Genomic DNA, 22,973 nt, shown 5'->3' with positions numbered 1-22,973 from the left:
GGCCGCTTTGCGGCCCATTCGCAGCACAAGGCTGCTCCCACAGGGATCGCGTGAAGCCCGACGTGATTCCTGTAGGTGCAGCCTTGTGCTGCGAATGGGCTGCAAAGCAGCCCCGGCTATCTCAAGCCTGCCAGATCCCTTTCCCTACCAACTTCTCCCGATCATGCGGCAAGCCAAAGTCCTGCAAAGGCCCTTTAGGCACGATCCCGGTCGGGTTGATGGTCTTGTGGCTCATGTAATAGTGCTTCTGGATATGCTCCATATCCACCGTGCCCGCCACCCCTGGCCACTGGTACAGCTCACGCAGCCAGTTTGACAGGTTGTGGTAGTCGCTGAGGCGGCGCAGGTTGCACTTGAAGTGCCCGTGGTACACCGCGTCGAAGCGCACCAGCGTGGTAAACAGGCGTACATCGGCCTCGGTCAGGTACTCACCGGCCAGGTAACGGTTGCGGCTCAGCACGTCCTCCAGAGAATCCAGCTCGTTGAACACGTCGTCGAACGCAGCCTCGTAGGCGTCCTGCGTGGTGGCAAAGCCTGCGCGGTATACGCCGTTGTTCACCGCTGGGTAGATGCGCTCGTTCAGTGCTTCGATGGTCGGGCGCAGTGCCTCGGGGTAGAGGTCCAGGGTATTGCCGGTCAATTCGTTGAACGCGCTGTTGAAGATGCGGATGATCTCCGACGATTCATTGTTGACGATGCGTTTCTCTTTCTTGTCCCACAGTACCGGCACAGTCACGCGGCCGGTGTAGTGTGGGTCATCCTGGGTATAGCGCTGGTGCAGGTACTGCAGGCCATCGAGGTGGTCACCGCTGGAGCCTTGCTGCTGGTCAAAGGTCCAGCCATGGTCTTGCATCAGCCAGCTGACCACCGACACATCGATCAATGGCTCAAGGCCTTTGAGGGCGCGCAAGATCAGGGTGCGGTGGGCCCATGGGCAGGCCAGCGAGACGTACAGGTGGTAACGGCCGGCCTCGGGGGCGGGCAGCTGATTGCGGCGCTGGGCGTTTTCGCGTTTGAACGTGCCGTCCTTGCCGTTTTCATACCACTGGTCGTGCCAGCGGCCGTCGATCAAAAGGCCCATGGTGAGCTCCTGAAACAAAGTTGTTTGTCGTTGGAGCCCAGTCTAGGCCAAATCGTTCGAACAAATAGCGCAAAGATCGGGGTGCTATTATCGGCTAAATCGATCTATTGCGCGTATCCCAATAGCCTTGCGCTGTCGCGAACGCCTGCTCGCGGTCTTGCCCCAGGCCACGCAGGGCCAGGGCCATGGTCGCGATCAGGGCTTTTTCGCCATAACTGTCTTCCACTTCACCGCGCCAGAACGCCAGCAAGTGCTCGGCCTGCAGGCTGGCCGGTTTGACATGGCGGCGCTCGCTCAGCGCTGGCCATTCTTCGTCCCATGCTTCGCCCGCCGTCGTCCCGTAGAGGTGGCTGATGACATCGGGGTTGACTTCGATCTCACCGCCATCGCCCTTGATCACCACGGCATGGTCGCCCAGCAGGCGGCTGGCCTCACGGTGCACGGCCTGGTAACCCGGGTGGAAGATGCTTTGCAGGCCACAGCGTGCGCCCAGCGGGTTGAGCACCCGGGCCAGTGAGTGGATGGGCGAGCGCAGGCCCAAGGTGTTGCGCAGGTCGATCATGCGCTGCAACTGCGGCGCCCAGTCGTGCAGCGGGAAAAACGCCAGGTGATGCTGGTCCAGTGTATTGCCCACAGCAGCCCAGTCGCGGCACAGCGGGATCTGCAACAGGTCGAGCAGTTGCTCTGTATACATCCGCCCGGCGGTATGCGCGCCACCGCCGTGCATCAGGATGCGCACGCCATTGCCGGCCAGGCACTTGGCCGCCAGCAGGTACCAGGGCAGGTGGCGCTTCTTGCCGGCGTAAGTGGGCCAGTCCAGGTCCACCGCAATGCTCGGCGCCTGCAGGTGGGCGCGCAGGGCCTCGGTGAAGCCGGCCAGCTCTTCGGCGCTTTCTTCCTTGTGGCGCAGCAGCATGAGGAAGGCGCCCAGCTGGGTGTCCTCGACCTTGCCTTCCAGCAGCAGGGTCATGGCCGCGCGGGCCTCTTCACGGGTCAGGCCGCGCGCGCCGCGCTTGCCTTTGCCGAGAATGCGCACGAATTCGGCGAACGGGTGCTCGGCAGGGGTTTCAAGCGTGAGCGGGCGAACTTCTTTCAAGAGGGGCTGGGTCATATGCAGTTGGTCGGCTTGGGCAGGCCCGCCAGCTTGGCGGCAAGTTTGGCGGGGGTGCCATTGAACAGGCGGTTCAGGTGAGGGCTGTTGCCCTTTTCCGGGCCCAGCTTCAGGGCCGTGTACTTGATCAGTGGGCGCGTGGCCGGGGACAGCTGGTATTCCTGGTAGAACTGGCGCAGCAGTTCGAGGATTTCCCAATGGTCCGCCGTCAACGGGATACCCTCGCGCTCGGCCAAAGCCTCGGCGGCGGCGCGGGACCAGTCTTGCAGGTCGACCAGAAAGCCGTCCTTGTCCAGGGCGATCGCTTGATCGCCAACGTTGAGCGTACTCATAGCCAGCTGTTGACCTTGTCGTAATGCAGCGACAGTTCGACGAACCCGGCGTAGTCCACGGCTTTGGCCAAGTCGTTGCCGACCGCGCGAGCTTGCACATCCTCATCCAGGGCGAACAGGCGCCGGGCCAGGCTGGCAGCTTGCAGTTGGCGATGCGGCTCGCTGCCGCTGCGCAGGGCATACACCGCATCGCCGCACAGCAGCAACGCGTCGTCGGTGCCGAGCAGGCGCAGGCAGCTGGCCAAGCGCTCGTCGCCAAACGGGGAGTGGGCAATTACATGCAGGGTTGTCATCAGAGCGTTACCACCTGGTCGAAACGGGCGATCAGCGCGGCCAGTGCCGCGTCGTCGAGCACTTGCACCGGCAGTGCCAGGGCATCGGCTGCCAGGCCGCGGCGGTTGAGGCTGTGGCTGCAGGCAAACAGTTCTTCGACACCGAACATTGGCAGTGCCTGCAGGTTGGCGGCCAGGTTCTTCTGTTGCACAGCGGTAGGTTGCTGCGCCGGGGCGAGCTGGAACACGCCGTCGTCCAGGAACAGCATGCCCAGCGGCAGGTCGAACGCGCCGCCGGCCAGGGCAATGTCCAGTGCTTCGCGGGCTGATGGGCCGTTCCACGGGGCCTGACGGCTGATGATCAACAAGGATTTGGCCATTTCAGTCGCCTCCGAAGCAGACAAGGCGGTCGGCAACCTGCGCCGCTTCATGCAGCTGGCCAAGCCCCGACAGTTCCCACGGTTTGGGCAGGTTCACGGCCGGGCGCTGGTAACGGTTGGCTTCAGCCTCGTCGAGCACGCCACGGCGCAGGGCCGCGGCGATACACACCACCGCGTCCAGCTGGTGGGTCTGGATAAAGGTACGCCATTGGCCTGCCACGTCCAGTTCGTCCTGGGGCGCGACCACGTTGGCCGAGGCACTGTGCACCCCGTCCTGATAGAAAAACAGCCGGGCAATCTCATGCCCGCCGGCCAGTACCGCCTCGGCGTAGCGCAAGGCACGCCGCGAGGAGGGCGCATGGGCCGGGGAGAACACCGCGATAGCGAATTTCATGGCTAACTCATGCAAAGGAATGCTGCCATGATAAAGCAAAAAAGCCCGCGCCCGCTTGTGCAAGCGGCGCGGGCTTTCTATGTATCCGTGTGTCCTACGCGACCCCTGTAGGAGCGGCCTTGTGTCGCGATGGGCTGCAAATCAGCCTCATGGCCCTGTCAGAAGGACACAAGACTCAACCCTGCTCCTTGCTCTCCGGCAAGAACCAGTTCAGCACCAGCGCACAGATCCCCCCGGTAGCCACACCCGACTCCAGCACATTGCGAATCGCCGCCGGCATATGCGCCAGGAACTCCGGCACCTGCGCCACGCCCAGGCCCAGCGCCAACGACACGGCAATGATCAGCAGTGCACGACGGTCCAGCCGGGTGCTGGCCAGAATGTTGATACCCGAAGCCGCAACCGCCCCGAACATCACCATGGCCGCACCACCCAGCACCGGCTCCGGCACCGCCTGGATCACCCCGGCAACGCTTGGGAACAGCCCCAGCAGCACCAGCATCACGGCAATCCACATGCCGATGTGGCGGCTGGCAATACCGGTCAGCTGAATCACCCCGTTGTTCTGGGCAAAGATCGAGCTGGGGAAGGTGTTGAACACACCGGCCAGCAGCGAGTTGGCACCGTTGACCAGCACGCCACCTTTGATCCGCTGCATCCACACCGGCCCTTCGACCGGCTGGCGCGACACCTTGCTGGTGGCGGTAACGTCACCGATGGCTTCCAGCGAAGTCACCAGGTAAATCACCAGCATCGGAATGAACAGCGCCCACGAGAAGCCCAGGCCAAAGTGCAGCGGGGTCGGCACCTGGAACAGCGCGGCTTCATGCATGCCGGTGAAGTCCAGGCGGCCCATGTAGCCGGCCAGCGCGTAACCGACCGCCAGGGCGATGACGATGGCGCAACTGCGCATCCACACTACGGGTACGCGGTTGAGGATCACGATGATCGCCAGCACCACGCCCGACAGCAGCAGGTTATCGCCATTGGCAAAGGTGCCATTGGCCATGGCGCCAAAGCCACCGCCCATGCTGATCAGGCCGACCTTGATCAAGGTCAGGCCGATCATCAGCACCACGATACCGGTCACCAGCGGGGTGATCAGGCGTTTGACGAACGGCAGGATGCGCGACACGCCCATCTCCACGAACGAGCCCGCAATCACCACGCCGAAGATGGCTGCCATCACACCTTCTACCGGCGTGCCTTGCTTGACCATCAGCGCGCCGCCCGCAATCAGTGGGCCAACGAAGTTGAAGCTGGTGCCCTGCACGATCAGCAGCCCGGCGCCGAACGGGCCAAAGCGCTTGCACTGGACGAAGGTGGCGATACCCGAGATCACCAGCGACATGGAAACGATCAGGTTGGTATCACGCGCAGAAACGCCCAGCGCCTGGCAGATCAGCAGGCCAGGGGTGACGATCGGCACGATGATCGCCAGCAGGTGCTGCAGGGCAGCCAGCAGGCCGATCAGCAGCCGTGGCTTGTCCTCCAGGCCAAGCACCAGTTCATTGGCAGGCGCCGCTGCGCCTGGGCTGTGTTCTTGTGAGCTCATTGCTGAAAGCCGCCCCGGAAGAAAAAAGGAGCGCATTCTACGGGGTGATGAGCGATTGCGGTAGAGAAAAGCACGATGTCTGCATGATCGGCGAGCATCTGCCTGATTATCTGACTTTTTAGTCAGCAATTGCGGTTGGCAGGGTTTTGATTTGAGGGGCAGGTGTCCTCCCTGAGTTATAGGGAGGGGCAGAAATCGAGCGCCGCCCGCGCGGCGCTCGATTTATCAGGCGCTGAACCTCTATCGACGTACACCCCGGACCCCAGTCCCCTTTCGAAAACCCACAAAAAAGCCCGCCGAAGCGGGCTTTCTCACACAGCAATCAATCAGTCATCACGACCCATGATGCCAAACAGCTGCAGCAGGCTGACAAACAGGTTGTAGATCGACACATACAAGCTGATGGTCGCCATGATGTAGTTACGCTCGCCGCCATGAATGATCGCGCTGGTCTGGAACAGGATGCAGACCGACGAGAACAGCACGAAGCCAGCGCTGATCGCCAGTTGCAGGCCGCTGATCTGGAAGAAGAAGCTGGCAACGACAGCACCCAGCAACACGAAGAAGCCTGCGGTGATGAAACCGCTGAGGAAGCTCATGTCCTTGCGGGTGATCAGCACATAGGCCGACAGACCACCAAACACCAGCGCAGTCATGGCAAACGCAGAGCTCACCACTTCAGCGCCACCGGCCATGCCCAGGTAACGGTTCAGGATAGGGCCGAGGATGAAGCCCATGAAACCGGTGAGGGCGAAGGTAGACACCAGGCCCCAGGCTGAATCACGCAGCTTGTTGGTCAGGAAGAACAGCCCGTAGAAGCCGATCAGCACCACGAACACGTTCGGGTAGCCGACGCGCATCTGCTGGGCAACGAATGCCATGACACCGCTGAAGGCGAGGGTAAGCGCCAGCAGGCTGTACGTGTTGCGCAGGACCTTGCTGATCTCCTGCTGCTCGACCTGCTGGCCGTGGTGGACGGCGTAATCCTGTTCGCGCATGGCGACACTCCTTGGTAAAACCTGTGGTTTCAGACGTTCAGATGCTAGGAGTCTAACAGAGCTCCTGCAACCCGCGACACAGAGAGTTTGACAGCGTGTTTCATTACGGTATTATGGCGGCCGCAAAACGAGCTGGAAGCGTGGCCGAGTGGTTTAAGGCAACGGTCTTGAAAACCGTCGATGGGCAACTATCCTAGAGTTCGAATCTCTACGCTTCCGCCATATTCAAAGCCCTGATTATTCAGGGCTTTTTGCGTTTTTGGGGCCTGTAAAACGGGCTTCTGGAGCGGGTCCATTCAAAGGAGTGAGTGAATGCCCAGTGTGCCTTTTGCACGTCTGGTTGCAGCGCTTGGCGTTGCCGTGAGCCTTACAGCCATTGCCGAAGACAGGGTGCCTGAACCCAACGAAGCGAATTGCTCGGGTGAAACCTATGAGCAAATCCTGGCGAGCCTCTCCAGGGAGTGGGACCGCAATGAGTTCATCGCCAACTGCAAGAGCTTCCACGCTGCCAAAAAGATGACCAAGTGGAAGTTCGAAAAGAGCCCACCTGACAGCTTCTGAGCCCAGCCAAAGCCCCGGCAGAGATGCTGGGGCTTTTTGGACTGGGTTGGAGCAGTAGGTGCTTAACGAGCCAACGTGAGAGGCTTTTTGTACCCCGCCTGGCTGGCCAGGCAAGTCAGCGCATCATGCCCAGCTCGGCATCATCCATCAGTGCCTTGGCCAGCGCACTCAGATAATGAGCAGCCCAGATCATCATCGGTTTCTCATCCATCAACCCGATAATCGTCAGCTCCCGCACGTACCCCATCAACTCCGAAGATTGCTCCCGGGCGCTTTTGCAGGGAATTCCGGCTTCGATGCGAAACAGTGGGTGTGTCTGGTTTTCACCTTGGTAGAACGTGGTCTTGCCTACTGTGGTTTGTTCGGTCGATTCGTCTGTAGTCATGGGTCCATCTCCCTGATCGGCTCAGTGCTGCATTCGCAGCTCGTTCGGCACCTGTACCTGAATCAATGCGGACTCAAGTAACGAGCGCAGGGACTCAAGTTCATGGGTCGTCGCCATCATCAGTACCGCTGCAGGTGACTTGGGCTGCATCAGCATCGCTTGTTGCGAAATGGCTAGCGCGCAGACGGCATATTCCGCAGCTTGGATGAGGGTGTCTTCGAGGGAGTGGAGGGTGTGGGGTGGGTCGGGGACCATCTTTAACATTCCTATATCTCCAGATAGGCTGCGCCGATCCCGCTGTCAAACAGGTTAGGTGGCAGCTGTGCGTGGGTTGACAGACCGGCGGATATAGGAAGTTCCGGCGCACGCAAGCGTGCCCCACGCGCAGCCGCCATTGAGGGCGCCGCAGAACCTATATACCGTTACGGCCTGTCAAAGCCGTGTCGCTGATGAGCGGCGACCGGCCCAGACTAGAGCCCCAACAGGGCACCCGCAACGGAAAATAGGCGGCAACAGTATCTTTGGGAAATGCCCTACAAGAAAGCGAAAAATTCTGATTTTTCGACACAGATAGACATCATCTTGGGTGGGGATAGCAAGGAATCGTGCATTGTCCTATGGGAGCGCGGCCAAGGCTGTGATAATGGCGGCAATGACAAGGGCCATACCATGCTGACCATCTCCAATAACGTGCATCTGCCGGATGCCGAAATCGAACTGACCTACATCCGCGCGCAAGGCGCGGGTGGGCAGAATGTCAACAAGGTGTCCAGCGCCGTGCATCTGCGCTTCGACATCCCGGCCTCATCGTTGCCTGAGTATTACAAGGAGCGGCTGCTGGCGCTGCGTGACAGTCGCATCACCGGCGACGGTGTATTGATCTTCAAGGCCCAACAATACCGCACCCAGGAGCAGAACCGTGCTGACGCACTGGCGCGTCTTGGCGAGTTGATCATCGCTGCCGGCAAGACCGAAAAGAAACGCCGCCCCACCAAACCGACCCTCGGCTCGAAGACCCGCCGGCTTGAAGGGAAAGCCAGGCGGAGCACTGTCAAGGCGGGTCGGGGCAAGGTGGATTTCTAGGGCGGTGTCGGACCGTCGCTGGCAAGTCTGGGCTCTGCGATGCCAGCGTGGCTAGTCCGGCTGCAAAGCGGCCCCCGGGTTTTGGCGTAACATCAACTATTGCTGGGGCTGCTTTGCAGCCCCTTCGCGGCACAAGGCCGCTCCTACAAAGGTCCGCGTAAGCCAATACGCAAGATCACTTGATCAGCGGCACACCGCTCAGCTTCTGCAACTCGTCAAAGTCGATATCTGCACAAATCTCGACCACTTTCAGCCCTTCAGGCGTCACTTCCAGTACGGCCAGGTCGGTGTAGATGCGGCTGACGCACGCAATGCCGGTCAGCGGGTAGGTGCATTCGGGCACCAGCTTGCTTTCGCCGGTCTTGGTCAGGTGGTCCATCATCACGAACACCTGGCGGGCGCCGGTGGCCAGGTCCATCGCGCCGCCTACGGCCGGGATCGAACCTTCGGCGCCGGTGTGCCAGTTGGCCAGGTCGCCCTTGACCGACACCTGGAAGGCGCCCAGTACGGCGATGTCCAGGTGGCCGCCACGCATCATCGAGAACGAGTCGGCATGGTGGAAGAAGGCACCACCGGTCAGCAGAGTCACGTGCTGCTTGCCGGCGTTGATCAGGTCATCGTCTTCCTCGCCCGGCGCAGGGCTTGGGCCCATGCCCAGCAGGCCGTTCTCGCTGTGCAGGAAGACTTCCTTGTCGCCCAGGTAGTTGGCCACCAGGGTGGGGGCGCCGATACCCAGGTTTACGTACGCGCCTTCCTGGATGTCTGCGGCCACGCGCTGGGCCATCTCGGTGCGGGAGAGCTTTTTGGTGATGGTCATGGCAGGCCTCAGACAGCGTTGGCAATCGAAGAAGCGGCAGCACCGGAAACGGCAACCACGCGCTGGACGAAGATACCCGGGGTGATGATGTGTTCCGGGTCCAGTTCACCGAGTTCGACAACCTGGTCGACCTGGGCGATGGCGGTCTTGGCAGCCATGGCCATGATCGGGCCGAAGTTACGGGCGGCCTTGCGGTAGGTCAGGTTGCCCCAACGGTCACCCTTGTGCGCCTTGATCAGCGCAAAGTCGGCGTGCAGCGGCATTTCCAGCACGTACATGCGGCCGTCGATTTCACGGGTTTCCTTGCCTTCGGCCAGCAGGGTGCCGTAGCCGGTCGGCGAGAAAAACGCACCAATGCCCGAACCTGCTGCGCGGATGCGCTCGGCCAGGTTACCTTGTGGTACGACTTCCAGTTCGATCTTGCCGGCCCGGTACAGTTCGTCGAACACGTAGGAGTCGGACTGGCGCGGGAACGAGCAGACCACCTTGCGCACGCTGCCCGCCATGAGCAGGGCGGCCAGGCCGATCTCGCCGTTACCGGCGTTGTTGCTGATAATGGTCAGGTCGCGGGCACCGGTTGCGATCAGGCCATCGATCAGCTCGGACGGCATGCCGGCTGTGCCGAAGCCACCGACCATGATGGTCGAACCGTCGGTGATCCCTTCCACCGCGCTGGCGATGGACTCGTACGTTTTGTTGATCAAGGCGAGCTCCTGGTTGTTCCTGGAGTAGGGTTGTCGGGCTGGCCGGCGCGTTGAAGCGATCAGGCCTGTCAGCGCTTGAAATGGGTTGCTGACTTTCGCTATAGCGTGCCGCAAGATAGGGCAACAGTAGAGGGGGTTTAGCGGAATTTGTGCGATTATCGAACTGTTGTGCGATGTGCGAGCAGTTCTGGTGGCTATTTGTCACATTTCGGACAAGGGCCCGATTTCAGCGGGTTTGCGCCTCGTTGGTGCATGCAGGGCCTGGCATAACCTTTCTTGCACAAGTGCTGTGCATTCAATGACTTGAATTCCCCATTTATCACCGCTCCCGCCGTTGGCGTGCGAATTGCTATCAGATTGCCATCCGATGTCGCGTATGGTGAAGATAATGTCGCTTTCCAGTGGTTCGATGGCGTTGTCATCGAGTGAGAAGGGCTGGTTGCCCTGGTTCGGTAAAACCGGAAAGCTCAGCATGGGCTGGGCATGTCGCCTGAACCGGGCGAGCTACCCGCAGATCGAACAAACCTTCGAAGCCATTGCCCAGACCCGCATGCGTTTGTTGCATGACTGGGCGAACGAGCACTGGGAGCATTTGGCTGAACTTGCAGAACAACTCGCGCAAGGGTTCGCTCAACCCGATAGCACGCTGCTGCGGGACAAACTGGCGCAGGCCGAAGACTTTTCCGAGTTGTTTGTCGTCGATGCTGCGGGCAGCATCATCACCTCGACCTGGCCACAACGTGGTACGCCACGTATCGAGCAGACTGCAGCGCTGGCCCAAGGGCTGAAGGCGCCCTTTCTGCATGGCCCTTACAGCGACCCGCTGACCCTGCGCATCGGCCCGTCGTCGTCACGCTTCCACGACGAAGTGACGCTGATGTTCTACCAGCCGGTGAAGGCTGGCGGTAAAGTCCTTGGCTGCCTGTGCGGTCGGGTACCCAACGATGTTCTGGGTGACCTGATCCAGCGCGAGGCCGGGCATATTTTCGCCGAGTCGGGCGACAACTACCTGTTCATGGCGCAGTCGCGCTTCGACCCGGCGATCCAGCCCGGCACGGCCCTGTCGCGCTCGCGCTTCGAGGACGGCACCTTCACCCACGGCGAAAACCTCAAAAGTGGAGTGCACACGCCTTGGTCCACCGTACAGGTCCAGCGCCATACCGAACTGGAACTGCGCTTCACCGACCCCTCCACGCGCGAACTGCACCCTGGGGTAAGGGAAACCATCAGGCGTGGTGCCAACCTGTTCGTGACCTACCCGGGTTACTCGGATTACCGCCACGTACCAGTGGTCGGCAAGGGCGTAACGTTCCAGTTGCCGGGCTCGCCTGACCGCTGGGGCATGATGTGCGAAGCCGACCTGGAGGAGGTCTACCGCCGCCGCTCGCTGAGTCATGGGTTGATGAAACCCTATGTGGCGACCATGGCCGGGTTGTTCGGCTGCAACTACCTGGTGCAGCACTATGCCGGCCTGGCGCAAGGGCTGAACGATGTTGTTCTGGGCTTGAGCATGCTCGGCGCCACGCTGTTGTTCGGCGTATTTGGGCCCAAGCGCCTGGCTGCCAGGCTTAATGGCATGAGCGGCGTGCTGCGTACCATCGCCGAGGGTGAAGGCAACCTGCGTCAGCGCCTGGACACCAGCACCCTGGGCAATGACGAGAGCGGCGATATGGCGCGCTGGATCAACAGTTTCATCGACCGCCTGGACGCGGTGGTGGGCCAGGTGGTCAAGGCCAGCCGCACGGTCGGCAGTACCAACCAGATGATGCTCGGGCGCAGCCAGGCGGCCAGCGTGAGCTCCGCCGATGTGGCTGATGCGGTGCATCAGATGATGATCATCATGGAGGAGCAGCTTGGCGAACTGCAGCAGGCGTCGGTCAGCGCCGAACAGATGAAGCAGGCCATGGATGAGGTGGTCAGCCGTGCCCGCGAGCAGTTTCTGGCGGTGCAGGCAGGCACCCAGTCCATTCGCGATGTGGTGGCGCGCTCGTCATCCAGCGTGCAGCGGCTTGACAGCCGCATGGTCGAGATCGACAACATCACCGGGCTGATCAGCGACATCACCAACCAGACCAACCTGCTGGCGCTCAATGCCGCCATCGAGGCGGCGCGCGCCGGCGAGCATGGTCGTGGTTTTGCGGTGGTGGCCGACGAGGTGCGCAGCCTGGCCGCGCGAACCGCGCGCGCGGCCGAAGACATTCGCCACATGGTCGAGAGCCTACAGGGCGAAACCCGCCAGGCCGTCAGTTTCATGGAGCAGGGCGTACAGGACGTGGACAACAGCCTGCGCCTTGCCGAAGACGCTTCGTCCGAGAACGTCCAACTGCACCAGGCCGTGGAAAGCATGTTCGCCATCATCCAGCAGCTCAACCGGCGAAGCGTGGAATATGGCAAGACCATCGAGCAGGTCAACCAGTCCTCCAGCGAGATGCAGCAGACCGCGGTGGTGCTGCAGAGCAGCGCGCAGAAGGTGCGGGTGGATGCTGGCAAGCTGCAGAAACTGGTGGGGCAGTTCGAGGTCAGTGGCGAGGGGAAGGGGGCCGCTGCAGCTTGAGCACAAGATCGGGTGCGCGAAACGGTTCGTGCATGCGTACAAGGCATGCCGTGCCCTCGGGCAATGCATCATGCACTCCAGCTTCAGGCATCATGTACCCAGCCCCATCCAGAAAGCTGAACCCGTCAAATGCCAGACTCCATCAAACCCAACCGCGCCATCTATGACCTGGACATGCTCCGCACCGTGGTCATGGTGGCCGACTGCGGCAGTTTCACCACCGCTGCCGCGCGCCTGCACTCCACCCAGTCCACGGTCAGCCAGAAGGTGCGCCGGCTGGAGGAAATGGTCGGCCAGCAGCTGCTCGACCGCAGCAACCGCGAGGTGCACCCGACCGATGCGGGGGAAACCCTGCTGGGGTATGCGCGGCACCTGCTGGCGGTGAGCAGCCAGTTGACCGAAGCCATGTCGGGCGGGGTGACGGTGACCGTGCGCATCGGCCTGCCGGACGATTTTGTCGCGGGCAAGACGATGCAGGCGCTGGCGGCGTTCAACCGCCGCAACCCGACGGTAAAACTGGAAATTACCGGAGGGCTTAGCCGGGACTTGATGAGCACCTATGACCGTGGCGAGCTGGACCTGGTGCTGATCAAGCAGCGGCGCCACAGCCGTGAGGCCAATGCGTGCCAGCCGGAGCGCATCGAATGGATCGACAGTGCGCAGTACCCGTGTTTTGCCCAGGACCCGATTCCGCTGGTGACCTTTCCGCCACGCGGGTTGTACCGGGATGACATGATCGGTGCCGTCGAGGCAATGGGGCGCAGTTGGCGGATCGCTTTTACCAGTTCGAGCCTGGCGGGGATTCAGGAGGCGGTGGCTAACGGGTTAGGGGTTAGCCTCTTGCCGTCGCGGGTAGTGACGGGTGGGCATCGAGTGCTCGGGGCGGAGCAGGGGTTCAAGCCTATCAAGGTGTTCGAGGCGGCGATTTTTCATCGGCCTACCGCAGACCCTATGGTCGTGGCGCTGGCTGAAATCCTGATCGGGATCTTGCGGGCTGAGGCGGAGTAAGAATGCGCCTTCGCTCAGAGTGCAAAGTCTGAAACCGAGTCGCGTACTTTGTGGGAGCAACTGTCTTGCTCAAATCTGAAAGCTTTCGCGATCACTGTGGGAGCGGGCATGCCCGCGAACACGGGCGAAGCCCGTGCCATCCACCGCGCCGCCTGCTTCGCGGGCTTGCCCGCTCCCACAAGGGGGCGCGCAGGGCTTAAAATCTGTGCTCTGCCAGGGGTTTTAACGGTGGATTTCCGTGGCGAACTGCGCAGCCTTCAACTGCAACTGTGCAGGCCTGCCCCAGAACGCGCCGTGGCGCACGATCATCCGTTCATGAATGGCCGCTGCCACCGCCGCAGCAGCATTCGGTGCCCTGAACAGAACGAAGCTGGCCTCGTTACCAACCTTCAACCCATAGTCCTGCTTGCCCATCACCCCGGCACTGGCTTCGGTCGCCATTTCCAGCGCAACCCGCAGCTCCTCATCGGTATTGAAGCCCGAGCGGTAGCTGACCAGCATGGCCCTTTGCAGCATGTCGCCATTGCCGTAGGGCCACCAGGCGTCCTGGATGTTGTCGTTGCCGGTAAATACCCGCACGCCGCCGTCACGCAGGCGCAGTACGGGTGGAAACGCATGTTCGCCGGGGGCGTTGGTCATGATGGAGATGCCTGCGCCGGCCAGCACTTCGGCCGTGCGGTCGACAACAGCATCGGATACGTCGCCCAGGCCATAGGCGTGGCTGACCGCCACCAGGCCTTGCATGCCCAGTGCCTGGGTGCGCGCAGCGATGCGTTGGAGCTGAGCGATGCAGATGTCGCCGGGTTCGTGCAGGTGGATATCAACCTTCACGCCATGACGCTCGGCGATACCGAACACGATGTCCAGTTGGGCGTCGGCGTCGCCATCCAGTGTGGTGGGGTCGATGCCGCCGACCACCTGCACGCCTTCGCGGATGGCCGCTTCCATCACTTCAGCCGTACCGGGGCAGGTCACCACACCGGCCTGAGGGAAGGCCACCAGCTCGATGTCGAGCAGGTCTTTCCACTTGTCCCGGGCTTGGAGCATGGCGTGCAGGTTGGTCAGGCCGGTGGTGGCGTCTACGTCCACGTGGCAGCGCATCGCCAGGGTGCCGAACGAGGCAGCTTGGCACATCAGTGCATCGGCGCGCTCGACGATGGGTGGGGCACTGGCCAGTTCGCGTTTTTCCACGGCCAGGCGCTCGCGCAGGCTGGCCACGGGTTGGTGCGGTCGCCAGCGGTCGCCGACAAAGCTCTTGTCCAGGTGAATGTGGCCATCGACAAAGCCTGGCAGCACCAGCAGGCCTTCGAGGTCGATGGTTTCACGGGCTGGGGTGCTGGCGCGTTGCGGGCCGATGTGGGTGATGCGGCCGTTGGTTACGGCAATGTGCAGGGGTTTGCCATCGGCATCGATAGCGTTGATGAACTCACGGTCGTTCATGATCGGGCCTTTTTTACGGAGGCTTGGGTGACGTACCACGGTAGGGGGGATGCGGGCCTGTCTCCAATTAATTATCAGGATCGGGTGCAGTGCATTTCTGGATGCAGGCAGGGATGCTGACCTGTATTAAAAAGCCCACTGACGTGGATGCCGATAATTAACTTTCAAAGCCCGCAATGTCGGCCCACGATTGCCACCGAGACCCGCCTCGCCGCCAGCTACGGCGCCTTTCGGGCAGGTCGCCACACACAATAAAAACAAATGCCGTGTCGGGGTCCCCATGACGCAAGATGCCAAGCTGCTGCGTGCCGCGCTGATTTTCATCGCCTGTACTTCCTTCATCGTCTGTGGCGTACAACCCATCTTCATGGGTTTGGTCACAGAGCAGCTGAGCCTGTCACTCGATCAGCAGGGCTGGGTGGTGTCGGTCGAGATGATCGGCATGACCCTGGGCACCTTGCTTTGCCCGGTGCTGATGAAGCGCCATGGCGGGCGCAGCCTGTGCCTGTTCGTTGGCGCGCTGTGCGTGGCATTGAGCATCGCGACCGCCTTTGCCACCACCAACACCGTGCTGCTGATCGTGCGCCTGGCGGCCGGCACCTGTGCGGGGCTGGTGTATGCCTATGCGGTGTCCACGCTGGGCCGCTTGCCCAACCAGGACCGTTCGTTCGGGTTGATGCTGTTGCTGCAAACGCCCGAGTACTCGTTGTTTTCCGCAGGGTTGCCGCTGCTGGCCGCGCAGAGTGGCACGGTGACCGCCTTGTGCGCGTTCGGCCTGTGGTACTTGCTCATCTGCGGCGCCAGCCTGGTGCTACCGCGTCGCCCGGCGGCGTTGCTGGCCAGTGGCGAAGCCTCACCTGCCCAGAGTGGTTCGGCGCGCACGGGGCGCACTGCGCTGGTGGGCATGCTGTTCATGCAGATCGCCATCTACTGCGTATGGGGCTTCATCGACCAGTTGGCGCGAGACCAGGGCATCAGCGGCGTCGATATCGGCTGGGCATTCGGCCTGTCGGCCCTGGGTGGTTTGCCCGGGGCGGGGCTGCCTAGCCTGCTGGGGGCGCGGGTCAATCGCCAGTTGATGATCGCCGTAGGGCTGGTGGCGGTGTTCATTTCCATCGCCATGCTTACGGGGCATACCCGCACGCCAATGCAGCTGTTCGTTGCGTTGTTGCTGATCAACTTTGGTTGGGTGCTGTCGTTGTCGTACTACATGGCGCTGATTACCACCAACGACCCGACTGGCAAGCTCACACCGCTGGTCAGCATCACGTTGATGGGGGCGGCAGCGGTGACGCCGGCGCTGATCGCCATGCTGGTGGAGGGCTCCAACCAGCAGCTGATTTTCCTGTTGGGTACCGGGGCGTTGGCGATTGCCTTTGCGGTCACTTGCCTTGGGGCAGGTCGCAGGGGGATGTCCAGCAAGGCTGCTTACTGAGCATACCCCTGGTGGCAGCCAATACCGACCCAGGCTTCAGCCCCCGGCAATCGGCTCCGGCAAGCCCTTTACGCCGGGGTTGAGCGCGAACACGCCGCCGGCCAGGGGCTGGTCGCTCAGGTCGATGCCTTGTGGGCGAATCGACGTCACGAACAGCGTATCCAGCTGCGGGCCGCCGAATGCGCACATGGTCGGTTTCTTTACCGGTAGCGGCAGGGCGCGATCCAGCTTCCCTTCGGGGGTAAAGCGCAGTACCTGACCGGCATCGATCGCGCAAATCCAGTAGCAACCCTCGGCATCTACCGCAGCCCCGTCCGGTCGGCCGGGGTGCTGGTTCATGTCGACGAATATTCGGCGGTTGTGCGGTGTGCCGCTGTCGATGTCGTAGTCGAAGGCCCAGATCAGCTGAACGCTGGGGTGCGAGTCGGAGACATACAGTGTTTTGCCGTCCGGGCTGAACGCCATGCCGTTGGGCACGATCAGCTCGTCCAGTCGTGCTTGCATTGGCTTTACCGTTGCGTCCGCCGTTGCGTCATATCGGTAAAGCGCACCCACCGGCTCGGCGCCCATGTTTGTTTGCATCGTACCGGCCCAAAAGCGCCCCTGGCGGTCACAACGTCCGTCATTGAAACGCATGCCGGGCCTCGCGTGTTCGACGCTGGTGCGCTTGTCGACAACCAGGCGACCGTCAGCCTGGGGGGTGAGGTGAAAGATCCCGCTCTCCATGGCCCCAAGCCAGTGGCCTTGCTGGCTACGGACGATGCAGCCGAGCATTTCGTCTGCGGCCCAGTGATGTGTCTGGCCGTCTGGTTGCCAGCGGTGCAGGCGGCCTGCCGGTATATCTACCCAGTACAAGGCATTTTCCTGCGGGTGCCAGACCGGGCTTTCGCCTGTGGCATTGCGTGCATCGGTAATCAGTTCGGCTGTCATGGAAGAATTACGCGCTCCATCAGGGTTTAGTCGTCAAAAGGGCCGGCAGCGGTGAAGGCGCCACCTTGCAGGTGGGCCGTCGGGTCATCTGTAGCGGGCTTTGGCTGCTGCTCCAGGGCCGGGCGGAAGCGCTCGGCACTGTCCTTCGGATTGAAGTCCAGGTGTGCGGCGTGGCGGTTGCTCCACCAGAGGTCGCGGTTGGCTGAGACACCGTACACCACGGTATGGCCGACGTTTTCGGCGAGCAATGCGCGATCTACCAGATGCGCCAGGTCGCCGTAGCTCAGCCAGGTGGACAGCATGCGCACATTGCGTGGTTCGGGGAATGAAGAGCCGATGCGCAGGCTGACGGTTTCGATGCCGTAGCGGTGGAAGTAGAACGTGGCCAGGTCTTCGCCGTAGGCCTTCGACAACCCGTAGTAGCAGTCTGGTCGGCGCGGCGAATGCGCATCTACCTGTTCGCCTTGAGGGTAAAAGCCGGTGACATGGTTCGAGCTGGCGAACACCACGCGCTTGATGCCGTGCTTTCGGGCGGCCTCATAGATGTGGAAGGTGCCGACGATGTTGGCTTGCAGAATCTCTTCGAAGGCACGCTCGGTGGAGATGCCGCCCAGGTGCACGATGGCGTCCACATCCTCGGCCAGGGCCAATACGCCGGCCTTGTCGGCCAGGTCGCAGTTGATGACTTGCTCATGCTCGCCCGCAGCCGCTGCCATGGGGCTGATGTCTGATACGCGCACGAGGTTGGCGTGTGCTTGCAGTGCTTGGCGAAGCACTTGCCCGAGCCCGCCGGCGGCGCCGGTGAGCAGCAGGCGGTTGAAGGGTTTGCGGTTGGTCGTGGTCATTGTCGGATGCCTTTTGCTGAAACTGCATGAGGGTGCCGTGGTGCAACGACACCGGCATGGTCGGGCGGTTGCCCTTACAGGAAGTTGTACTGGATACCCAGGCGCCAACGGGCCTGGCGATCGTCCGTGTAGCTGTTGACCTTGATGTCACCCACTTCCATGAATGGCGCCCACTGTTTGTTGAGCTTGTACTTGATGATCAGGTTCTGCTCGTAGTCCTGCTTCTTGTTGTCGTAACGGATGTAGTCGGTGGTGAAGTGGATGTACTGGTATTCGAATGCCCACGGGCCGCTGGGGGTGTAGCCGAGCCAGCCTTCAAGGCGGGTGGTGTTCTGGTTGTCCTTGGCGCGGTCCGCTTTGCTGTGGTCGACCTGATCCCGGTCGAGGCTGCGTGCGTCGTGGCGTACGCGGGTGGCGACGTACCAGGTGTCGCTGAGCTTGTAGTTGTACTTCAAGCCGAACTTGTAGGTGGTTGCGTCCTTGGAACTGTCCATCTGGAAGGCGGGGGTCCAGGTCGACCGGGGGCTCATCTTGTAGTTGTAGTCCACGGTGAACTCATGGCCGTTGTTGACCATGTTGTCGTAGGCGACGTCTTCGCGGTCGCCGGCAGTTTTGTATTTGATTTCTGCGGCAAACCCCAGGCCGCTGTCCTTGCGGTAGCTCAGCTTTATCCGGTCGGAGTGAATGCTGTCGTCTTCGGTGTACCCATGCCGGTAGTTGATGCTGGCGGAGTCCGCGCAGGCGTAGAACGACAAGCCGAGGGTACTGGCGGCGATAAGGCGGCGAAGTGTGTTGTTCATGCGATCTCTTTTTTTGTTTTTGTTGAGGACGTGATGAGGCGTGTGATCGGGATGAGGTGGGTGGGGCGCTCCGTGATTTTTCAAATAAGTTATCGTACGACCAGGGGGCTGTCTACGAAATATTGAAATGTTGTCTGATCACCTTGATCGAAGGCTCTAAATCAGTAGTTATGGCTTTTTTTGTGCTTTGTGATGGGAATCACATGATGGGGTTTAGCAGGCTATTCACGACTATTTCGTCGGTTTGAAGTGGTGCTTTTCAAATGTTGTATGATGACGTAGGATTGCCCCCAGAGCGTGACTCACCCGCCACAAATCCAATAAGAAGGCTCAGACGTCCATGATCATTACTGCTGTAAACGTCCAGGTGTTTTCCTACCCCACGCGCCGCGCTGTAGACAGCGCCGGCCATGCCCATCCGGGCGACGTGACCCAGGCCAAGATGGCCTTGCTGCGAATCAAGACTGAGTGCGGCAACGAAGGCTTCGCCTTCGGCGCTCCCGAGCTGATCCGCCCGTACGTGCTGGATGGCTTCGTGCGCAAGGTGCTGGTCGGCGCCAATGCCTTCGACCGCGAAAAAATCTGGCACGACCTGGCGCACTGGCAACGCGGCAGCGCAAGCCAGCTCACCGACCGCGCCCTGGCACTGGTCGAACAGGCCCTGTGGGACTGGGCCGGGCGCAAGCTCAAGGTGCCGGTGCACAAGCTCATCGGTGGCTACCGCGACAAGGTCCCGGCTTACGGTTCGACCATGTGCGGTGACGAGCTGCCGGGCGGCCTGTCGACCCCTGAAGAATACGGCCGCTTCGCCGAGACCCTGGTCAAGCGCGGCTACAAGGCGATCAAGCTGCACACCTGGATGCCGCCGGTGTCGTTCGCCCCGAGCGTGAGCATGGACATCAAGGCCTGCGCCGCCGTACGTGAAGCGGTCGGCCCCGACATCGCGCTGATGATCGACGGCTATCACTGGTACAGCCGCACCGAAGCGCTGACCGTCGGCCGTGCGCTGGAGAAGCTGAATTTCGCCTGGTTCGAAGAGCCGATGATGGAAGACTCGGCCGAGTCCTACGCGTGGCTGGCCGCCCAGTTGGACATCCCCGTGCTGGGCCCGGAAAGCCTCGGTGGCAAACACCTGAGCCGCGCCAGTTGGGTCAAGAACGATGTCTGTGACATCCTGCGCGCCGGCGTTGCCGGGGTCGGCGGTATCGCCCCGTGCCTGAAGGTCGCGCACATGGCCGAAGCGTTTGGCATGGATTGCGAGATCCACGGCAACGGCGCGGCCAACCTGGCGGTGGTCGGCGCGATCAAGAACTGCACCTGGTACGAGCGCGGCCTGCTGCACCCGTTCCTCAACTATGACGAAGTACCGGCCTACCTCAAGCGCCTGGTCGACCCGATGGATGAAGACGGCTTCGTGCACCTCTCCGACCTGCCTGGCCTGGGGGAGGAGATCGACTTCGACTACGTCGAGACCAACACGCTGCAGAGCTTCTGATTCGTGCATGGCGGCACGCCTTGGTGCGTGCCGCCCGAGAGTCCAATAACTATAAAAAGGCTATCTCACATGAGCGTTCTCCCCAAATTCTGGGCGGGGGTCCTGGCCGCATCGCTGGCGATGACGTCGGTACCTGCCGCTTTCGCCAAGACCCCCGCCGACCAGTTGATCGTCGGCATGAGCATGATCAACCTGCTGTCGCTCGACCCGGCCGCCGCCACCGGCCTGGATGTCTCAGAGGTCAATGCCAACCTCTACGACATGCTGCTGGTGCAGGACGTCAAGCAGCCGGACCAGCTGGTACCGGCTCTGGCGCAAAGCTGGCAGGTTAGCGACGACCGCAAGACCCTGACCTTCACGCTGCGCCCCGGCGTGACCTTCCAGTCGGGCAACCCGCTGACTGCCGAAGACGTCGCCTGGTCGTTGCAGCGCGTGCTCAAGCTCAATCTGGCCCTGGCCTCGACATGGAAGGCTTACGGCTTCACCGCCGGCAACGCCGCCCAGTACCTGCGCGCCGCCGACGAGCACACCTTTGTCCTCGAGCTGCCGCGGCCAACCGACCCGATGTTGGTGCTCAACACCCTGGCGACCTCGCCCAGTGCCTTCATCCTCGACCGCAAAGTGGTTCAGCAACACCAGAAGGGCGACGACATGGGCGGCGCCTGGCTGACTACACACGCCGCCGGAAGCGGCCCGTTCATCCTCAATGACTGGCGCGCCAACGATGTGATCCTGATGAGCCGCTACGACGGTTACTGGGGTGGCCCGGCCAAGCTCAAGCGCATCGTCATGCGCAACATGACCGAGTCGCAGTCGCTGCGCCTGATGGTCGAGCGCGGTGACCTGGACCTGGCCAAGGGCATGTCCGCACCCGACATCGAAGCCCTGGAGAAGTCCGACAAGGTGCGCACCCAGACCGTGCAGCGCGGGACCCTCTACTACGTTGCCCTGAGCGTCAAGAACAAGCCCTACGATGACGCCCGTGTGCGCCGCGCGGTGCGTTCGCTGATCGACTATCAAGGCATCAACCAGACCGTCATGCCGCACTACGGCCAGCTCAACCAGCGCCCATTGCCGCTCGGCCTGCCGGCACGGCTGGACGATCCGGGCTACACCCTGAACGTCGCCGAGGCGAAAAAACTGCTGACTGAAGCCGGTTACCCGAATGGATTCAAAACCACCATCCGCGTGCTCACTGAGCCGCCATTCATCAACATCGCCTCCAGCCTGCAGGCGACCCTGGCTCAGGCCGGCATCCAGGCGACCATCGTCACCGGCACCGGCAACCAGATCTACGGCGCCATGCGCGAACGCAGCTTCGACATCCTGGTCGGCCGCGGCGGTGGCGGGGCCGAGCGTCATCCGCATTCGAGCCTGCGGACCCTGGTGTACAACCCGGACAACCGCGACGAAGCCAAGCTGAGCAACTTCCAGGGCTGGCGCACGTCGTTCTACAGCCCCGAATTGAACGCGCTGATCGAGCAGGCCGAAGTCGAGCCTGACAAGACCAGGCAACTGGCCCAGTACCAGCAGATCCAGAAGACCCTGGACGCGCAGGTCGGGGCGATCCTGCCGGTGTCGCAGATGACCGACACCGTGGTGGTCTACCACGATGTTCAGGATTACCAGACCCACAGTGCGGCCACCACCCGCTACAAAGACGTCTACAAGTCGCGATGAGCGGGAGCGGGGCGTGCGCGCCCCGAACGCCTCGGTGTTGGCTGAACGCATTTTCAGGAGCCTGTTATGTTAGTTTCGACTGCCTCTGTGCTGGGCACGCGCGTGTCTGGCACTGCCCGCCGGGCCAGCACGGTCCTGGTGACCCTGCTCGGTCTGTTGGCGCTGACCTTCTTCATTGGCCGGGTGATGCCGCTGGACCCGGTGCTGGCCGTGGTCGGTCCGGACGCCGACAGCTCCACCTACGACCAGGTGTACCGGGCGATGGGCCTGGACCAGCCGATCTGGGTGCAGTTCGGGCTGTACCTCAGCGACCTGCTCCACGGTGATTTCGGCAACGCCCTGCTGACCGGCCACCCGGTGCTGGACGACATCAAGCGGGTGTTCCCGGCGACCATCGAGTTGGCCACCCTGGCAATCCTCTTCGGCATCGTCATCGGCTTGCCACTGGGCGTGGTCGCGGCCAGTAACCAGGGCCGCCTTGGCGACCATGTGGCACGGGTGATCACCCTGTTCGGTTACTCCACGCCGATCTTCTGGGTCGGCATGATGGGGCTGCTGGTGTTCTACGCCTGGCTCGGCTGGGCCGGCGGGGCAGGGCGCATCGACCTCGCCTACGACGGCATGGTGCCGGACATCACCGGCCTGCTGCTGATCGACACGGCCCTGGCCGGCGACTGGGAAGCCTTCACCAGCGCGCTGCGGCACATCGTCCTGCCGGGGCTGATCCTGGGCCTCAACTCGGTCGCCTACATCAGCCGCATGACCCGCAGCTTCATGCTCGAACAGCTGTCCCAGGAATACATCATCACCGCCCGGGTCAAGGGCCTGTCGCGCCGCCAGGTGGTCTGGGGCCATGCGTTTCGCAACATCCTCGTGCAGCTGCTGACGGTGGTCGCTTTGGCCTACGGCTCGCTGCTCGAAGGCGCGGTACTGATCGAAACGGTGTTTGCCTGGCCCGGTTTTGGTCAGTACCTGACCAGCAGCCTGATGCTCGGTGACATGAACGCGGTGATGGGCTGTGTGCTGGTGATCGGGCTGATCTTCGTCGCCCTGAACCTGATCAGCGACGCCCTGTACAAGGTGTTCGACCCAAGGACCCGTTAAGCCCCGCGC

General features: G+C 62.0%; 24 protein-coding genes and 1 tRNA gene. 9 read left to right on the top strand and 16 right to left on the bottom strand.

The features are described from left to right. Positions 1 to 121: 121 nt before the first annotated feature. From CKW35_RS07810 to CKW35_RS07775, 8 genes are all read right to left on the bottom strand, one after another. A complete protein-coding gene (locus tag CKW35_RS07810; protein ID WP_095115612.1) occupies positions 122 to 1,081 on the bottom strand; it encodes a glutathione S-transferase family protein in 960 nt (319 codons plus the stop codon). Between the two features lie 94 nt (positions 1,082 to 1,175). Then, positions 1,176 to 2,177 (bottom strand): glycosyl transferase family protein, encoded by a 1,002-nt coding sequence (locus CKW35_RS07805; protein WP_095115714.1) that lies wholly within the window; start codon positions 2,175 to 2,177, stop codon positions 1,176 to 1,178. An 11-nt stretch (positions 2,178 to 2,188) separates the two neighbouring features. Next, complete coding sequence (locus CKW35_RS07800; RefSeq protein WP_016488112.1) at positions 2,189 to 2,524, bottom strand: TusE/DsrC/DsvC family sulfur relay protein; 336 nt, start codon at positions 2,522 to 2,524, stop codon at positions 2,189 to 2,191. Next, entirely contained in the window at positions 2,521 to 2,817 is a 297-nt protein-coding gene (gene tusB, locus CKW35_RS07795) for a sulfurtransferase complex subunit TusB (protein ID WP_095115610.1), read from the bottom strand. Before tusB ends, CKW35_RS07800 begins: the two co-directional genes overlap by 4 nt. Then, entirely contained in the window at positions 2,817 to 3,176 is a 360-nt protein-coding gene (gene tusC / locus CKW35_RS07790; RefSeq protein ID WP_060517055.1) for a sulfurtransferase complex subunit TusC, read from the bottom strand. Before tusC ends, tusB begins: the two co-directional genes overlap by 1 nt. Before the next feature lies 1 nt (position 3,177). Beyond that, entirely contained in the window at positions 3,178 to 3,570 is a 393-nt protein-coding gene (tusD, locus tag CKW35_RS07785) for a sulfurtransferase complex subunit TusD (RefSeq protein WP_016488109.1), read from the bottom strand. 175 nt (positions 3,571 to 3,745) lie between these two features. After that, a complete protein-coding gene (locus tag CKW35_RS07780) occupies positions 3,746 to 5,125 on the bottom strand; it encodes a nucleobase:cation symporter-2 family protein (RefSeq protein ID WP_095115608.1) in 1,380 nt (459 codons plus the stop codon). 326 nt (positions 5,126 to 5,451) lie between these two features. Continuing rightward, positions 5,452 to 6,123, bottom strand: a complete 672-nt coding sequence (locus CKW35_RS07775) for a Bax inhibitor-1/YccA family protein (RefSeq protein WP_003251184.1) — start codon at positions 6,121 to 6,123, stop codon at positions 5,452 to 5,454. A 134-nt stretch (positions 6,124 to 6,257) separates the two neighbouring features. Between CKW35_RS07775 and CKW35_RS07770 the strand changes: the two genes are divergently transcribed. After that, positions 6,258 to 6,345: transfer RNA gene (locus CKW35_RS07770), tRNA-Ser, on the top strand. Between the two features lie 90 nt (positions 6,346 to 6,435). Further along, entirely contained in the window at positions 6,436 to 6,684 is a 249-nt protein-coding gene (gene trbK / locus CKW35_RS07765; protein ID WP_023047267.1) for an entry exclusion lipoprotein TrbK, read from the top strand. Positions 6,685 to 6,799: 115 nt separating this feature from the next. On the opposite strand, the gene CKW35_RS07760 is transcribed toward trbK, so the two are convergent. Together CKW35_RS07760 and CKW35_RS07755 are read right to left on the bottom strand one after the other, a co-directional pair. Next, positions 6,800 to 7,069, bottom strand: coding sequence for a DUF3077 domain-containing protein (locus tag CKW35_RS07760; protein WP_016488006.1), 270 nt, complete (start codon positions 7,067 to 7,069; stop codon positions 6,800 to 6,802). Between the two features lie 21 nt (positions 7,070 to 7,090). Continuing rightward, on the bottom strand, positions 7,091 to 7,333 hold the full coding sequence (locus CKW35_RS07755; protein ID WP_060517118.1) for a hypothetical protein: 243 nt from the start codon (positions 7,331 to 7,333) through the stop codon (positions 7,091 to 7,093). A gap of 405 nt (positions 7,334 to 7,738) precedes the next feature. On the opposite strand from CKW35_RS07755, the gene arfB reads away from it, so the two are divergent. After that, complete coding sequence (gene arfB / locus CKW35_RS07750) at positions 7,739 to 8,152, top strand: alternative ribosome rescue aminoacyl-tRNA hydrolase ArfB (RefSeq protein ID WP_095115712.1); 414 nt, start codon at positions 7,739 to 7,741, stop codon at positions 8,150 to 8,152. A gap of 175 nt (positions 8,153 to 8,327) precedes the next feature. Here arfB and CKW35_RS07745 read toward each other — a convergent pair whose 3' ends face one another. Next, on the bottom strand, positions 8,328 to 8,969 hold the full coding sequence (locus tag CKW35_RS07745; protein WP_003251131.1) for a 3-oxoacid CoA-transferase subunit B: 642 nt from the start codon (positions 8,967 to 8,969) through the stop codon (positions 8,328 to 8,330). An 8-nt stretch (positions 8,970 to 8,977) separates the two neighbouring features. Next, positions 8,978 to 9,673: a 3-oxoacid CoA-transferase subunit A gene (locus tag CKW35_RS07740; RefSeq protein WP_016488002.1), complete on the bottom strand. Its 696-nt coding sequence runs from the start codon at positions 9,671 to 9,673 to the stop codon at positions 8,978 to 8,980. A 367-nt stretch (positions 9,674 to 10,040) separates the two neighbouring features. Between CKW35_RS07740 and CKW35_RS07735 the strand changes: the two genes are divergently transcribed. Together CKW35_RS07735 and CKW35_RS07730 are read left to right on the top strand one after the other, a co-directional pair. After that, on the top strand, positions 10,041 to 12,227 hold the full coding sequence (locus CKW35_RS07735) for a methyl-accepting chemotaxis protein (RefSeq protein WP_371855223.1): 2,187 nt from the start codon (positions 10,041 to 10,043) through the stop codon (positions 12,225 to 12,227). Between the two features lie 129 nt (positions 12,228 to 12,356). Further along, positions 12,357 to 13,235, top strand: a complete 879-nt coding sequence (locus CKW35_RS07730) for a LysR substrate-binding domain-containing protein (RefSeq protein WP_060517124.1) — start codon at positions 12,357 to 12,359, stop codon at positions 13,233 to 13,235. A gap of 222 nt (positions 13,236 to 13,457) precedes the next feature. Here the strand turns inward: CKW35_RS07730 and CKW35_RS07720 are convergent, their stop codons facing one another. After that, positions 13,458 to 14,675 (bottom strand): amidohydrolase family protein, encoded by a 1,218-nt coding sequence (locus CKW35_RS07720; protein ID WP_095115606.1) that lies wholly within the window; start codon positions 14,673 to 14,675, stop codon positions 13,458 to 13,460. 280 nt (positions 14,676 to 14,955) lie between these two features. On the opposite strand from CKW35_RS07720, the gene CKW35_RS07715 reads away from it, so the two are divergent. Next, entirely contained in the window at positions 14,956 to 16,110 is a 1,155-nt protein-coding gene (locus CKW35_RS07715; RefSeq protein WP_060517128.1) for an MFS transporter, read from the top strand. A 36-nt stretch (positions 16,111 to 16,146) separates the two neighbouring features. Here CKW35_RS07715 and CKW35_RS07710 read toward each other — a convergent pair whose 3' ends face one another. The 3 genes from CKW35_RS07710 to CKW35_RS07700 form a co-directional block, all read right to left on the bottom strand. After that, a complete protein-coding gene (locus CKW35_RS07710) occupies positions 16,147 to 17,040 on the bottom strand; it encodes an SMP-30/gluconolactonase/LRE family protein (protein WP_095115603.1) in 894 nt (297 codons plus the stop codon). 26 nt (positions 17,041 to 17,066) lie between these two features. Beyond that, on the bottom strand, positions 17,067 to 17,885 hold the full coding sequence (locus tag CKW35_RS07705) for an NAD(P)-dependent oxidoreductase (RefSeq protein WP_095115601.1): 819 nt from the start codon (positions 17,883 to 17,885) through the stop codon (positions 17,067 to 17,069). Positions 17,886 to 17,959: 74 nt separating this feature from the next. Beyond that, complete coding sequence (locus CKW35_RS07700) at positions 17,960 to 18,685, bottom strand: oligogalacturonate-specific porin KdgM family protein (RefSeq protein ID WP_095115599.1); 726 nt, start codon at positions 18,683 to 18,685, stop codon at positions 17,960 to 17,962. 340 nt (positions 18,686 to 19,025) lie between these two features. Between CKW35_RS07700 and CKW35_RS07695 the strand changes: the two genes are divergently transcribed. From CKW35_RS07695 to CKW35_RS07685, 3 genes are all read left to right on the top strand, one after another. Then, complete coding sequence (locus tag CKW35_RS07695; protein ID WP_016487993.1) at positions 19,026 to 20,180, top strand: mandelate racemase family protein; 1,155 nt, start codon at positions 19,026 to 19,028, stop codon at positions 20,178 to 20,180. 69 nt (positions 20,181 to 20,249) lie between these two features. Beyond that, on the top strand, positions 20,250 to 21,860 hold the full coding sequence (locus CKW35_RS07690) for an ABC transporter substrate-binding protein (RefSeq protein WP_019472022.1): 1,611 nt from the start codon (positions 20,250 to 20,252) through the stop codon (positions 21,858 to 21,860). 66 nt (positions 21,861 to 21,926) lie between these two features. Then, positions 21,927 to 22,964 carry an ABC transporter permease gene (locus CKW35_RS07685; protein ID WP_095115597.1) on the top strand — a complete coding sequence of 346 codons (1,038 nt, stop codon included), beginning with the start codon at positions 21,927 to 21,929 and terminating at the stop codon, positions 22,962 to 22,964. Positions 22,965 to 22,973: the final 9 nt, after the last annotated feature.

It is taken from the genome of Pseudomonas sp. Irchel 3F3, assembly GCF_900187545.1.
Classification (GTDB): domain Bacteria; phylum Pseudomonadota; class Gammaproteobacteria; order Pseudomonadales; family Pseudomonadaceae; genus Aquipseudomonas; species Aquipseudomonas fortuita.
The sequence above is the reverse complement of the archived record's forward strand: the minus strand, read 5'-3'. Positions and strand labels throughout refer to the sequence as shown.

Bases quoted from the DNA above. Each gene is read 5' to 3' on its own strand.
- CKW35_RS07810 (WP_095115612.1), bottom strand. From the start codon at position 1,081: ATGGGCCTTTTGATCGACGGCCGCTGGCACGACCAGTGGTATGAAAAC.
- CKW35_RS07800 (WP_016488112.1), bottom strand. From the start codon at position 2,524: ATGAGTACGCTCAACGTTGGCGATCAAGCGATCGCCCTGGACAAGGAC.
- tusB (WP_095115610.1), bottom strand. From the start codon at position 2,817: ATGACAACCCTGCATGTAATTGCCCACTCCCCGTTTGGCGACGAGCGC.
- tusC (WP_060517055.1), bottom strand. From the start codon at position 3,176: ATGGCCAAATCCTTGTTGATCATCAGCCGTCAGGCCCCGTGGAACGGC.
- tusD (WP_016488109.1), bottom strand. From the start codon at position 3,570: ATGAAATTCGCTATCGCGGTGTTCTCCCCGGCCCATGCGCCCTCCTCG.
- CKW35_RS07780 (WP_095115608.1), bottom strand. From the start codon at position 5,125: ATGAGCTCACAAGAACACAGCCCAGGCGCAGCGGCGCCTGCCAATGAA.
- CKW35_RS07775 (WP_003251184.1), bottom strand. From the start codon at position 6,123: ATGCGCGAACAGGATTACGCCGTCCACCACGGCCAGCAGGTCGAGCAG.
- trbK (WP_023047267.1), top strand. From the start codon at position 6,436: ATGCCCAGTGTGCCTTTTGCACGTCTGGTTGCAGCGCTTGGCGTTGCC.
- CKW35_RS07760 (WP_016488006.1), bottom strand. From the start codon at position 7,069: ATGACTACAGACGAATCGACCGAACAAACCACAGTAGGCAAGACCACG.
- CKW35_RS07755 (WP_060517118.1), bottom strand. From the start codon at position 7,333: ATGTTAAAGATGGTCCCCGACCCACCCCACACCCTCCACTCCCTCGAA.
- arfB (WP_095115712.1), top strand. From the start codon at position 7,739: ATGCTGACCATCTCCAATAACGTGCATCTGCCGGATGCCGAAATCGAA.
- CKW35_RS07745 (WP_003251131.1), bottom strand. From the start codon at position 8,969: ATGACCATCACCAAAAAGCTCTCCCGCACCGAGATGGCCCAGCGCGTG.
- CKW35_RS07735 (WP_371855223.1), top strand. From the start codon at position 10,041: ATGTCGCGTATGGTGAAGATAATGTCGCTTTCCAGTGGTTCGATGGCG.
- CKW35_RS07730 (WP_060517124.1), top strand. From the start codon at position 12,357: ATGCCAGACTCCATCAAACCCAACCGCGCCATCTATGACCTGGACATG.
- CKW35_RS07720 (WP_095115606.1), bottom strand. From the start codon at position 14,675: ATGAACGACCGTGAGTTCATCAACGCTATCGATGCCGATGGCAAACCC.
- CKW35_RS07715 (WP_060517128.1), top strand. From the start codon at position 14,956: ATGACGCAAGATGCCAAGCTGCTGCGTGCCGCGCTGATTTTCATCGCC.
- CKW35_RS07710 (WP_095115603.1), bottom strand. From the start codon at position 17,040: ATGACAGCCGAACTGATTACCGATGCACGCAATGCCACAGGCGAAAGC.
- CKW35_RS07705 (WP_095115601.1), bottom strand. From the start codon at position 17,885: ATGACCACGACCAACCGCAAACCCTTCAACCGCCTGCTGCTCACCGGC.
- CKW35_RS07700 (WP_095115599.1), bottom strand. From the start codon at position 18,685: ATGAACAACACACTTCGCCGCCTTATCGCCGCCAGTACCCTCGGCTTG.
- CKW35_RS07695 (WP_016487993.1), top strand. From the start codon at position 19,026: ATGATCATTACTGCTGTAAACGTCCAGGTGTTTTCCTACCCCACGCGC.
- CKW35_RS07690 (WP_019472022.1), top strand. From the start codon at position 20,250: ATGAGCGTTCTCCCCAAATTCTGGGCGGGGGTCCTGGCCGCATCGCTG.
- CKW35_RS07685 (WP_095115597.1), top strand. From the start codon at position 21,927: ATGTTAGTTTCGACTGCCTCTGTGCTGGGCACGCGCGTGTCTGGCACT.